Below are 12,097 nucleotides of genomic sequence, written 5' to 3'. Positions count from 1 at the left end.
CGCGCCCGCAGGACGGGGGCCTACGGCGCGCCCGCCTCCTCGGCCTGTACGGCTCCGGCCTCGACCTCGGCCAGGAGATCACCGACGAGGTGGTGGCCCGCACCGAGGGCACGACCGCCTCCTTCACCAAGGAACTCGTACGCCGCTCCGTGCTGATCGCGGCCGAGCGGGAATCGCCGTCCACCGACCCCGAGGACGTCCGCGCCGCCGTAGCGCTCCGCTGGAAGCACGGTGCTGAATCTGCGGGTCGGTGGGGGCTGGTCGCGCAGTTCCCCGCGCCCCTTACGGGGCGCGGTACCGCATCCAAATCCCGTTGCCCTAACCCGTCGCGTTCAGCCGGGCCAGCTCCTCCGTGTTCAGCGCCAGGTCCGCCGCTGCCGCTGAGTCCCTGATTGTCTCCGGTCGGCTCGCGCCCGGGATCGGGATCACCGTGGGGGACGCGGCCAGCAGCCAGGCCAGGCAGATCTGTTGGGGGCTGACTCCGCGCTCCTTCGCCACGGCGTGGAACGCGCCGAAGCGGGCGGTTCCCTCCAGGCGGGACGGTCCGTCCAGCGAGCTGCGGGAGATGCCGCCGAGTGGGCTCCACGGCAGGAACGCCAGGCCCAGCTCGGCGCAGAGCCGTAGCTCGGCCTCGCTGTCGCGCACGGCCGGCGAGTACTGGTTCTGTACCGAGACCAGCCGGTCCCCGAGGATCGCGTGGGCCCGGCGGATCTGGCCCGCGTCCGCGTTGGAAACTCCCGCCAGCCGGATCTTGCCCTCGTCGAGCAGTTCGCGTAGCGCGCCGACGGACTCCTCGAAGGGGACCGAGGGGTCCGGCTTGTGCAGCTGATAGAGGCCGATCGCCTCCACCCCGAGCCGCTTCAGCGAAGCCTCGGCGGCGGCCTTGAGATGCCGCGCGGCGCCCGTCACCGTCCAGGTGCCGTCGGCGGGGCGGCCACGCCCGCCCTTCGTGGTCACCAGCACGTCCGCCGTGTCACCGCCGTATGTCGCGAGGGCCCGGGCGACCAGCTGCTCGTTGTGGCCGGGTGTGTCGCCTGGCAGGTGATAGGAGTCCGCCGTGTCCAGCAGCGTGACGCCCGCGTCGAGCGCCGCGTGCACCGTGGCCAGGGCCCGCGTTTCGTCCGGGCGGCCCTCGATGGACAGTGGCATGGCGCCGAGCCCGACCGCGCTCACGCGCAGGCCGCCGAGTGTGCGGTACCGCATGTCAGCCGTCCTTTCCCAGCGTCTCCGCGACCGCCTTCGGCAGCCACTGCCGTACGTCGCCGAAGGTGAACCCGAGCCGGGTGGCCCGGGAGTTGTCCATGCCGTAGGAGCGGTAGAAGGAGAGCGGCGAGACCTCGCCGACGTCCACCCACTGGAGGACGACCTTGCCCTCGGGCAGCTGCGCGCTCACCGCCTTGCACAACTCCTCGGTGGTCAGTACGCCGTGGGAGGCGGCGTTCACCGGACCGGTGAAGTCCTCGCCGGCCGCCCACGCCAGGAAGTCGGCGATCTCCTCGACGTGGATGCAGGTGGCGGGCTGGTTCGCGGCGGGCACGGCGATCGGCGCACCGGTCCGGATGCGGGAGGCGTAATGCTCCAGCCGTCCCGTGAAGTCGTCGTCCCCGCCCAGCACATGGGCCACCCGGACGGCCGCGTACGGGAATTCAGGGGCGGCGGCGAACACGGCCTCGGCCTGCCGCTTGCCCTCGCCGTAGTGGCGGTCGAGGAACTCCGGTTCGTCCCAGGGGAGTTGGAGATCGACGGGCATCTCGCGAGCGTCGACGGCGTCTTCCCGTACGAGCGCGATCGAGTCCTCGTACTCGTACACCTCGACCGTCGACGTCATCACATAGCGCCGGGTGCGGCCGGCGAAGACCCGGCGGGCGAGCGCCGCCTGCCGTGGGGTGTAGCAGACCTGGTCGACGACGACGTCGAAGGTGCGCGAACCGAGCGCGTCCGTCAGGGACTTCTCGTCGTTCCGGTCGGCGACGAGGTGCAGCGCGCCGGGCGGAGGCGCCGACGAGCCGCGGTTGAGGACCGTCACCCGGTCCCCGGCGGCCAGCAACCGTGCGACGAGCCGCTTGCCGAAATAGCGGCTCCCGCCGATGACCAGTACCTCTCGGGCGTTTTCCATGACCATAATTCTCCCGGCGTATCCGCACGTCCTGAAGGGGGAAGCATGGGAGTTCCGGCCGCAGCGCCGAAAGAACCTCGGCATCTGCGCGCGACGGCCGACGAAACATCGGTGGCCTTCGACGCGCTGGACCGGCAGATCCTGGAACTCCTCCAGACCGACGGCCGGATCAAGCTCAGCGAACTGGGCCGCCGGGTCCGGCTCAGCCCGGCGGCGGTCACCGAGCGGGTGCGGCGGCTGGAGGCGGCGGGTGTGATCAGCGGCTACGGCGCCCATGTCGCCCCGGCCCGCCTCGGCTACGGCATCCAGGCGTTCATCCGCGTGAACCCGCACGGCGGCTACAACCTCAAGCACCCCAGGACCCTGGAGCTGATGGAGCGTCCCGAGATCACCGAGGTGCACCACGTGGTCGGCGAGGACTGCTGGATCCTCAAGGTCGCCGTCCGGGACACGGTCCACCTGGAGGAGGTCCTCGAAGCGGTCTCCGCCCTGGGCCGCACGACGACGTCGATCGTTCTCACCTCCCCGGTGCAGCGGAAACCGCTGTTGCCTTGACGTCGGCGTCAAGGACTACCTTCGTGGGCATGCGAATCGGCGAGCTGGCCGCACGGGCCGGGACCACGACGCGGACGCTGCGGTACTACGAGTCGCGGGGGCTGCTGACCGCGCGGCGCGGGAGCAACGGATACCGGACATACGACGAGGACGACCTGAAGCTGCTCCGGCAGATCCGGACGCTGCAGGACTTCGGGTTCGACCTGGAGGAGACACGGCCCTTCGTGGAGTGCCTGCGCGCCGGGCACTCCGAGGGCGACCAGTGCCCTGCCTCCCTCGCGGTCTACCGGCGCAAGCTGGACGAGCTGGACGCGTTGATCGGCGAGTTGCGGGCGGTGCGGGCGAAGATCGGCGTACGGCTGGCCCTGGCCGAGGGTGAATCACCGTTGTGCGAACTGGGAGGGCAGGGCCTGTGATCAAGGCGGCGGGTGTGGCCGAGGTGACGGATGCGGACTTCGAGGCGGAGGTGATCGGGGCGGAGCTGCCGGTGCTGGTCGAGTTCACCGCCGACTGGTGTCCGCCCTGCCGGCAGATGGGGCCGGTGCTCAGCGCGCTCGCCGCCGAGCAGGGCGAGCGGCTCAAGGTGGTCCAGCTGGACGTGGACACCAACCCGGAGACCACGAACGCGTACAAGGTGCTGTCGATGCCGACCTTCATGGTCTTCCGGGGTGGCGAGCCCGTGAAGGCGATGGTGGGAGCCCGGCCCAAGCGCCGGCTCCTGGAGAAGCTGGCGGACGTCATCTGGCCTGACGCAATACAAAGAAATCCCCCGGGCAATTGCGTCCCGGGGGATTTCTTTGCGTATACTCAATGGTTCGCGACTTCAGGGCAATTGAGTCGCGGAGAAGTTCAACGAGCACAGTATATCCGGGCGGGAGTGGAATTGTCAAACAGCGAATTTCCAGACGATGAAATGCGCCGCGAGCAGGAATTCATCGACAACCTGTACGCGCGCGTGGACGCGCTGCGCGGCCACACCGAGGACTCCGTCACGGACGCGCTCGCCCAGGGCAACACGCCCATGCAGGCCCGCCTGGAGCGGGACATCCTGGTCGCCGAACGCTCGGGGCTGCTCGCCGCTCTGAACGCGGTCGACGGCTCGCTCTGCTTCGGCCGGATCGACCTCACCTCCGGCGTCAGCCACCACATCGGCCGGATCGGCCTGCGCACCGACGACGCCGAACACACCCCGGTCCTGATCGACTGGCGAGCCGATGTCGCCCGCCCGTTCTATCTGGCCACCGGCCACACCCCGATGGGCCTGCGCCGCCGCCGGCACATCGGCACCGACGGCCGCCGGGTCACCGACCTGCACGACGAGTTCCTCGACGTCGGCGACGCCACCCGGACGGGCCACGAGGACCCGGCCGGCGACGCGGTCCTGCTCGCCGCGCTCAACTCGGCCCGCACCGGCCGGATGACCGACATCGTGCAGACCATCCAGGCCGAGCAGGACGAGATCATCCGCGCACCGCACCGAGGGGTGCTGGTGGTGGAAGGCGGCCCGGGCACCGGCAAGACGGCGGTGGCCCTGCACCGGGCGGCCTATCTCCTCTACGAGCACCGCGAACTGCTCGCCAAGCGGGCCGTCCTGATCGTCGGCCCCAACCCCGCCTTCCTCGGCTACATCGGCGAGGTGCTGCCCTCGCTGGGCGAGACCGGCGTGCTCCTCGCGACGGTCGGCGAGCTGTTCCCCGGCGTGAAGGCGAGGGCGACGGACACGCCCGAGGCGGCGGCGGTGAAGGGCCGCGCGGAGATGGCCGACGTACTGGCACGGGTCGTACGCGACCGCCAAGCCCTCCCCGACCCGGTGATCGCGATCGCGCACGACCGCGAGATCCTGATGCTCGACGACGGCCTGGTCGGCGTCGCCCGCGAGCGCACCCGCGCCGCCAAGCTCCCGCACAACGCGGCCCGTGAGCACTTCGAGGGCCATGTCCTCAACACGCTCACCGAGCTGTACGCCGAACGCGTCGGCACCGACCCGTACGACGGCACGAGTCTCCTCGACGCCGCCGACATCACCCAGATCCGCGACGAACTCGCCGAGAACCCCGAAGTCTGGTCCGCCATCGACCAGTTGTGGCCCAGGATCACCCCGCGCCGCCTGGTCGCGGACTTCCTGGCCGAGCCCGAGGGGTACGTCTCCGACGCCGACGCGGCCGCCATCCGCCGCCCGGTCACGCGCGCGTGGACGGTGGCGGACGTACCGCTGCTCGACGAGGCGGCCGAACTGCTGGGCGAGGACGACCGGTTGGCGCGGGCGCGCGCGGAACGGGAGCGCGAGCGGCAGGTGTCGTACGCGCAGGGCGTGCTGGATGTGTCGTACGCGTCCCGTACTTACGAGTTCGACGACAAGCACGACGAGGACTCGGAGGTGCTGTCCGCGCACGACATCATCGACGCCGAGCGGTTCGCCGAACGCCAGGAGGAGGACGACCACCGCAGCGCCGCCGAGCGCGCGGCGGCCGACCGGACCTGGGCGTTCGGGCACATCATCGTCGACGAGGCGCAGGAGCTGTCGCCGATGGCGTGGCGGCTGCTGATGCGGCGCAGCCCGACCCGGTCGATGACGCTGGTCGGCGACCCGGCGCAGACGGCGGAGGCGGCGGGGGTGGGTTCCTGGGCGAAGATCCTGGAGCCCTATGTCGAGGACCGCTGGGAGCACACCCGCCTCGGCGTCAACTACCGCACACCCGCCGAGATCATGGACCTCGCGGCCGCCGTGGTGCGCGCCGAGAACCCGGGCTTCGAGCCGCCGAGTTCGGTGCGCTCGACCGGCGTACGGCCCTGGGTGCGGGCCACCGACGACCTGCCCGGCGCGGTCGCCAAGGCGGTCGAGGAACTGACCCCCGCCGAGGGCCGCCTCGCGGTCATCGCCCCCCGCCACCTGCACCGCAGCCTGGCGGCGCGGTTGGACGGGGTGACAGCGGGCGCCGAGCCCGACCTGACGCGGACCGTCGTACTCCTCGACCCGCGTCAGGCGAAGGGGCTCGAATTCGACTCGGTGCTGGTGGTCGAACCGGGGGCGTACGGCACGAGCGACCTGTATGTGGCCCTGACCCGGGCCACACAGCGGCTCGGGGTGCTGCACACAGGGCAGTTGCCGAAGGCGCTAGGCGGGGCGTAGCCACACGGTGGCCAGCGGTGGCAGGGTCACGCGGATGCTTGCCGCGCGGCCGTGCCACCCCTGTGGCTCCGGTTTGATCGGGTCGGGGTTGGTGACGTCGCTGCCGCCGTACTTCGCCGCGTCCGTGTTGAGGGTTTCGTGCCAGGCGGGGACGGTGTCGGGGACGCCGAGGCGGTAGTCGTGGCGGACCACCGGGGAGAAGTTGGAGACCGAGAGCAGCGGGACGCCCTCTGTGTCGTACCTCAGGAAGGCGAAGACGTTGTCCTCGGCCGCGTCCCCGACCACCCACTCGAAGCCGGACGGTTCGGTGTCGAGCTGCCAGAGGGGCGGGGTGGCCCGGTAGACGGTGTTGAGGTCGCGGACCAGGTCCCGGACGCCGCGGTGGTCGGCCTCCGCGCCGTACGCCGGGTCCAGCAGCCACCAGTCCGGGCCGTGTGCCTCGGACCATTCGGCGCCTTGGGCGAACTCCTGGCCCATGAAGAGGAGCTGCTTGCCGGGGTGGGCCCACATGAAGCCCAGGTACGCACGGTGATTGGCGCGCTGCTGCCACCAGTCGCCGGGCATTTTCGACACGAGGGCTCGTTTGCCGTGGACGACCTCGTCGTGGGAGATCGGCAGGACGTAGTTCTCGCTGTAGGCGTAGACCATCGAGAAGGTCATCTCGTGGTGGTGGAATTTGCGGTGGACCGGCTCATGGGTCATGTAGTCCAGCGAGTCGTGCATCCAGCCCATGTTCCACTTCAGGCCGAAGCCGAGGCCCCCGAAGCCGCCCGGGCCCATGTGATGCGTGGCGCGGGTGACGCCGTCCCAGGCCGTCGACTCCTCGGCGATCGTCACCACGCCCGGCACCCGCCGGTAGACCGTGGCGTTCATCTCCTGGAGGAAGGCGACCGCGTCCAGGTTCTCCCGGCCGCCGTGCTCGTTCGGCAGCCACTGGCCCGGCTCGCGTGAGTAGTCGAGGTAGAGCATGGAGGCGACGGCGTCGACCCGCAGCCCGTCGATGTGGAACTCCTCGCACCAGTAGACGGCGTTGGCGACAAGGAAGTTACGGACCTCGTGCCGACCGTAGTCGAACTCGAGGGTGCCCCAGTCGGGGTGGGCGGCCCGCAGCGGGTCCTCGTGCTCGTACAGAGTGCGGCCGTCGAACTCGGCCAGCGCCCAGTCGTCACGCGGGAAGTGCGCCGGGACCCAGTCCATCAGGACGCCGATGCCGGCCTGGTGCAGGGCGTCCACCAGGTACTTGAAGTCGTCGGGCGTGCCGAGGCGGGCGGTCGGTGCGTAGAAGCCGGTGACCTGGTAGCCCCAGGAGCCGCCGAAGGGGTGCTCGGCGACCGGCATCAGCTCGACGTGGGTGAAGCCGAGGTCCTTGACGTACGCCGGTAGCTGCTCGGCGAGTTGACGGTACGTCAGGCCGGGGCGCCAGGACGGGAGATGGATCTCGTAGACGGAGAAGGGCGCCTCGTGTGCGCTTTTGTCCGCGCGCCTGGCCAGCCACTCCTCGTCGCCCCACTCGTGGTGCGAGGCGTCCACGATGGAGGACGTGTTCGGCGGGGTCTCCGTGCGGCGGGCCATCGGGTCGGCGCGCAGGGTCCGGGAACCGTCGGGGCGGGTGATCTCGAACTTGTACAGCTCACCCTCTCCTATGCCGGGCACGAACAGCTCCCAGATCCCGGACGAGCCGAGCGAGCGCATCGGGTACCCGGTGCCGTCCCAGAAGTTGAAGGTGCCGGCCAGGCTGACGCCCCGCGCGTTCGGCGCCCAGACCGTGAAGCGGGTCCCGGTCACGCCCTGGTGCGTCATCGGCTGCGCGCCGAGCGCCGTCCACAGCTGCTCGTGCCGGCCCTCGCCGATCAGATGCAGATCGAGATCGCCCAGCGCGGGCAGGAAGCGGTACGCGTCCTCGGTGTCCTGCACCGTCCCCTCGTACGCCACCAGCAGGCGGTACGCCGGCACCTCCCGCAGCGGCAGCAGCCCCGAGAAGAACCCGTCCCCGTCGTCGTGCAGCTCCGCCCGCAGATCACCGGCGACGACCGTCACGGACAGCGCGTACGGCCTGAAGGCACGGAACGCGACACCGCCGGGGACCGGGTGGGCGCCGAGCACGGAGTGCGGGGAGTGGTGCGCGCCGCTCAGCAGGCGCTCGCGGTCACCGGCGTCGACGGCGGGGGACACGGCGACGGGTACCTCCGGCGGGGGAGCGGAGTTCGGCGCGGGGTTCTTCCCGGCGGTGACCTTCGTCGGCGTCGCCTTCCGGGCGGCCGTTTTCTGCGCCGGGATCTTCTTCTTCGCCGCGGTCTTCTTGGCCACGGTGGTCTTCTTGGCCACGGCCGTCTTCTTCGCCACGGCCGTCTTCTTGGCGTCCGTCTTCTTCGCCGTGGTCTTCTTGGCAGCCGCCTTCTTCGCTGTGGCCTTCTTTGCCGTGGTCTTCGTGGCCGTGGCCTTTTTCGCCGCCTTCTTCGCAGGCGAAGCCGCCTTCTCCACCGCCGTCTCCGCGGCCTTCTTCACACGCTTCGCCGCCTTCGTCTCCTGCGCGGCGCTGTTTTCCTCTGCGCTCTTCTTCGAATCGTCGGACGGGGTGCGGGGGGTCACGGGCGGCGCCTCCTCGGCGAAGATCAAGTGAGGTGGGTCTGGTGGGTCTGGTCGGGGCGGGTCAGTCGGACGCGGCGAGGCGGCGTACCGCGGACATCGGCACCGGCAGCCAGTCGGGGCGGTGCCGGGCCTCGTAGACGACCTCGTAGATCGCCTTGTCGGTCTCGTAGGCGCGCAGCAGCACCGCGTCGGTGCGCGGATCGCCGCCGCCGGCCTCGGCGTACCCGGCGCAGTACGCGGCCCGGCACGTCCGTGCCCAGTCCGGTGCGGGCGGGTCGGCCGAGTGGGCGGCGTAGTCGAAGGAGCGGAGCATCCCCGCGATGTCCCGCACGGGCGGCTGCGGCATCCGGCGTTCGGCGAGCGGCTTTGACGGTTCGCCCTCGAAGTCGATCAGCCGCCACTGACCGGCGGGCGAGCGCAGGCACTGGCCGAGATGGAGGTCGCCGTGGATGCGCTGGGCGGTCCACGTGCGGCCCTCGGCGCCCAGGTCGGCCAGCGCCTCGAAGGCGGAGTGCAACCCGGGCGCGTAGGGACGCAGCGTGGGCACCGCCTGCGCCGCCGCGTCGAGCCGCTCGACCATGCCGTCGACCAGCAGCTGCAGCTGCGTATGGCCGAGTGTCACCGTGGGCAGCGCCCGGGCCAGCGCGGTGTGCACCTCGGCCGTGGCACGGCCCAGCGCCCGGGCCTCGCCGCCGAAGTCCTCGCCCTTGGCCAGCTCACGCAGCGCCAGCTCCCAGCCGTCCGCCGCGCCCTGTATGAACGGCTGGAGCACACCCAGCACATATGTCTGGTCGGCGAGGTCCGCCAGCATCCACGCGCTCGGCGCGGGCACCCGGGGGCAGTCCTCGCGGGCCAGCGCCAGCGGGAGCTCCAGGTCGGGATTGACGCCCGGCACGATCCGGCGCAGGAGCTTGAGAATGAACGTATCTCCGTAGACGACCGACGAGTTGGACTGCTCGGCGGTCACCAGCCGGGGCACCAGACCGGTGCGGATCTCCTGGTGCATGTCCCGTTCGAAGCGCAGGGGGCCGACGCGGGCGCGGGTGCGCAGGGCCTCCAGGAGCACATCGCCCGGGCGGGGGTCGTAGAGGGCGTCGTACACCGTGCGTCCGGCGAGCGGGCCCTCGGTCACATGCCCGATCAGCGCGGGCGCCAGCCGCGGCGGAAGCGCCTCGCGCTCCCCTATCAGCAGCTGGTAGCAGTCTCCGGGGTGGGGCGGGGCGCCCAGCGCGATCGGCTGATGGGCGCGCACCAGCAGATGGTGCAGGCCCAGCTTTCCGCCGGCCGACAGCAGCTCGGTGGCCGCCACCGGCGAGAACCCGGTGACCGGGCGTCCCTTCCCCGCGAACCAGCGCTGCCGCGGCAGCCACTCCCTGAGCAGGGGATCCAGTGACGCAAGGAGACCTGACTCGGTCGTGACGGAACGGGTGACGGCTTCCGACATGGCGTCGCGTCCTTTCCCCGGAGTGGTCGGGGTGTTACTGATGCGTGCCCCGGGCGGGACGGGAGAAACCGCCCCGCCCGGGTTGTTCGGCGTGGCTACACGGGGTCCTTGCGCAGCCGGAACCAGTAGAAGCCGTGACCCCCGAGGGTCAGCAGATACGGAAGTTCACCGACGGCCGGGAAGCGTACGCCGCCGAACAGCTCGACCGGGTGGCGTCCCTTGAACCGGCTGAGGTCCAGCTCGGTGGGCTGGGCGAACCGGGAGAAGTTGTTCACGCACAGGACGAGGTCGTCCTCGTACTCGCGCAGGAACGCGATCACCGCCGGGTTGGAGGACGGCAGCTCGGTGTACGAGCCGAGGCCGAACGCCGGGTTCTGCTTGCGGATCTCGATCATGCGGCGGGTCCAGTGCAGCAGCGACGACGGGGACGACATCGACGCCTCGACGTTCGTGACCTGGTAGCCGTAGACCGGATCCATGATCGTCGGCAGGAACAGCCGGCCGGGGTCGCACGACGAGAAGCCCGCGTTGCGGTCCGGGGTCCACTGCATCGGCGTGCGGACGGCGTCGCGGTCGCCGAGCCAGATGTTGTCGCCCATGCCGATCTCGTCGCCGTAGTACAGGATTGGGCTGCCCGGGAGGGACAGCAGCAGGGCCGTGAACAGCTCGATCTGGTTGCGGTCGTTGTCCAGCAGCGGGGCGAGCCGGCGGCGGATCCCGATGTTGGCGCGCATACGCGGGTCCTTCGCGTACTCCGCCCACATGTAGTCGCGTTCCTCGTCGGTGACCATTTCCAGGGTCAGCTCGTCGTGGTTGCGCAGGAAGATGCCCCACTGGCAGCTGGAGGGAATCGCCGGGGTCTTCGCCAGGATTTCCGAGACCGGGTAGCGGGATTCCCGGCGTACGGCCATGAAGATCCGCGGCATCACCGGGAAATGGAACGCCATATGGCATTCGTCGCCGCCCGACGCGTAATCGCCGAAGTAGTCGACGACGTCCTCCGGCCACTGGTTCGCCTCCGCCAGCAGCACCGTGTCCGGGTAGTGGGCGTCGATCTCCTTCCGGACCCGCTTGAGGAAATCATGGGTCGCCGGAAGGTTCTCGCAGTTGGTGCCCTCCTGCTGGTACAGATACGGCACCGCGTCCAGGCGGAAGCCGTCGATACCGAGGTCCAGCCAGAACCGCAGGGCGGAGATCATCTCCTCCTGCACATTGGGGTTCTCGTAGTTCAGGTCCGGCTGGTGGGAGAAGAACCGGTGCCAGTAGTACTGCTTGCGGACCGGGTCGAAGGTCCAGTTGGAGGCCTCGGTGTCGACGAAGATGATCCGGGCGTCCTGGAACTGCTTGTCGTCGTCGGCCCAGACGTAGTAGTCGCCGTAGGGGCCGTCGGGGTTGGCGCGGGACTCCTGGAACCACGGGTGCTGGTCGCTGGTGTGGTTCATGACGAAGTCGATGATGACGCGCATACCGCGCTGGTGGGCGGCGTCGACGAATTCCACGAAGTCGGCGAGGTCACCGAATTCCGGCAGGACGGCCGTGTAGTCGGAGACGTCGTAGCCGCCGTCCCTGAGCGGTGACTTGAAGAACGGCGGCAGCCACAGGCAGTCCACGCCCAGCCACTGGAGATAGTCCAGCTTGGCCGTGATGCCTTTCAGGTCGCCGACGCCGTCGCCGTTGCTGTCCTGGAAGGAGCGGACGAGGACCTCGTAGAAGACGGCTCGCTTGAACCAGTCGGGGTCGCGGTCCCTGGCCGGAGTGTCCTCGAAGGTGTCCGGGACGGGCTCGTTGACGATCATTATGTGGGTGACCCTCCGATCTGCGGGGTGGACGGTCGCAGGACGGTCAGGATGTGCGCGGGCCTCCTGCCCGGCTCGAGACGCACATAGTTGGCCCTGCCCCAGTGATAGGTCTCGCCGGTGAGCTCGTCGCGCACCGGCACCGACTCGTGCCAGTCGAGGCCGAGTTGCGGCATGTCCAACGAGACCGTGGCCTCCTGGGTGTGGTGGGGGTCGAGGTTGGCGACCACCAGAACCGTGTTCGAGCCGCTCCGCTTCGAGTACGCGATCACCGAATCCTGGTCGGCGTGGTGGAAATGGAGATCACGCAACTGCCGCAGCGCCGGATTCGCCCGGCGAATGGTGTTGAGCTGGGTGATCAGCGGGGTGATAGTGGCCCCCGCGCGTTCGGCCGCTTCCCAGTCGCGCAGCTTGAGCTGGTACTTCTCCGAGTCGAGGTACTCCTCGCTGCCCTCGCGCAGCGGAAC

Annotated in this window: 10 protein-coding genes; 3 read left to right on the top strand and 7 right to left on the bottom strand. The window is 70.1% G+C overall.

Annotated features, from left to right (window positions below; translation table 11 throughout):
• Positions 1–20: 20 nt before the first annotated feature.
• The 3 genes from AB0I98_RS42650 to AB0I98_RS42640 form a co-directional block, all read right to left on the bottom strand.
• A complete protein-coding gene (locus AB0I98_RS42650; RefSeq protein WP_362951395.1) occupies positions 21–230 on the bottom strand; it encodes a hypothetical protein in 210 nt (69 codons plus the stop codon).
• Between the two features lie 88 nt (positions 231–318).
• The gene (locus tag AB0I98_RS42645; RefSeq protein ID WP_362951393.1) at positions 319–1,203 is read right to left on the bottom strand and encodes an aldo/keto reductase; all 885 of its coding nucleotides are present in this window, start codon (positions 1,201–1,203) and stop codon (positions 319–321) included.
• Between the two features lies 1 nt (position 1,204).
• Entirely contained in the window at positions 1,205–2,116 is a 912-nt protein-coding gene (locus AB0I98_RS42640; RefSeq protein ID WP_362951391.1) for an NAD-dependent epimerase/dehydratase family protein, read from the bottom strand.
• A 45-nt stretch (positions 2,117–2,161) separates the two neighbouring features.
• Here AB0I98_RS42640 and AB0I98_RS42635 point away from each other — a divergent pair, with 45 nt between their 5' ends.
• Genes AB0I98_RS42635 through AB0I98_RS42625 form a run of 3 tightly spaced genes read left to right on the top strand, consistent with a single transcriptional unit; the run spans position 2,162 to position 5,801 of the window.
• The gene (locus AB0I98_RS42635) at positions 2,162–2,671 is read left to right on the top strand and encodes an Lrp/AsnC family transcriptional regulator (protein ID WP_362951389.1); all 510 of its coding nucleotides are present in this window, start codon (positions 2,162–2,164) and stop codon (positions 2,669–2,671) included.
• Positions 2,672–2,700: 29 nt separating this feature from the next.
• Positions 2,701–3,087, top strand: a complete 387-nt coding sequence (locus tag AB0I98_RS42630) for a MerR family transcriptional regulator (RefSeq protein WP_362951387.1) — start codon at positions 2,701–2,703, stop codon at positions 3,085–3,087.
• 14 nt (positions 3,088–3,101) lie between these two features.
• Positions 3,102–5,801 (top strand): thioredoxin domain-containing protein, encoded by a 2,700-nt coding sequence (locus AB0I98_RS42625; protein WP_362951385.1) that lies wholly within the window; start codon positions 3,102–3,104, stop codon positions 5,799–5,801.
• Here the strand turns inward: AB0I98_RS42625 and glgB are convergent.
• From glgB to AB0I98_RS42605, 4 genes are all read right to left on the bottom strand, one after another.
• Positions 5,787–8,390 carry a 1,4-alpha-glucan branching enzyme gene (glgB, locus tag AB0I98_RS42620; RefSeq protein ID WP_362951383.1) on the bottom strand — a complete coding sequence of 868 codons (2,604 nt, stop codon included), beginning with the start codon at positions 8,388–8,390 and terminating at the stop codon, positions 5,787–5,789. The genes AB0I98_RS42625 and glgB overlap by 15 nt on opposite strands.
• Before the next feature lie 61 nt (positions 8,391–8,451).
• Positions 8,452–9,834: a maltokinase gene (locus AB0I98_RS42615; protein ID WP_362951381.1), complete on the bottom strand. Its 1,383-nt coding sequence runs from the start codon at positions 9,832–9,834 to the stop codon at positions 8,452–8,454.
• A gap of 95 nt (positions 9,835–9,929) precedes the next feature.
• Positions 9,930–11,630, bottom strand: a complete 1,701-nt coding sequence (gene treS, locus AB0I98_RS42610) for a maltose alpha-D-glucosyltransferase (protein WP_362951379.1) — start codon at positions 11,628–11,630, stop codon at positions 9,930–9,932.
• On the bottom strand, positions 11,630–12,097 hold a 468-nt coding region (locus tag AB0I98_RS42605; protein ID WP_362951377.1), incomplete at its 5' end, for an alpha-glucosidase C-terminal domain-containing protein. The genes treS and AB0I98_RS42605, both read right to left, overlap by 1 nt.

Source organism: Streptomyces sp. NPDC050211 (assembly GCF_040656035.1).
Taxonomy (GTDB): Bacteria; Actinomycetota; Actinomycetes; order Streptomycetales; family Streptomycetaceae; genus Streptomyces.
The sequence above is the reverse complement of the archived record's forward strand: the minus strand, read 5'-3'. Positions and strand labels throughout refer to the sequence as shown.

Bases quoted from the DNA above. Each gene is read 5' to 3' on its own strand.
- AB0I98_RS42645 (WP_362951393.1), bottom strand. From the start codon at position 1,203: ATGCGGTACCGCACACTCGGCGGCCTGCGCGTGAGCGCGGTCGGGCTC.
- AB0I98_RS42640 (WP_362951391.1), bottom strand. From the start codon at position 2,116: ATGGAAAACGCCCGAGAGGTACTGGTCATCGGCGGGAGCCGCTATTTC.
- AB0I98_RS42635 (WP_362951389.1), top strand. From the start codon at position 2,162: ATGGGAGTTCCGGCCGCAGCGCCGAAAGAACCTCGGCATCTGCGCGCG.
- AB0I98_RS42630 (WP_362951387.1), top strand. From the start codon at position 2,701: ATGCGAATCGGCGAGCTGGCCGCACGGGCCGGGACCACGACGCGGACG.
- AB0I98_RS42615 (WP_362951381.1), bottom strand. From the start codon at position 9,834: ATGTCGGAAGCCGTCACCCGTTCCGTCACGACCGAGTCAGGTCTCCTT.
- treS (WP_362951379.1), bottom strand. From the start codon at position 11,630: ATGATCGTCAACGAGCCCGTCCCGGACACCTTCGAGGACACTCCGGCC.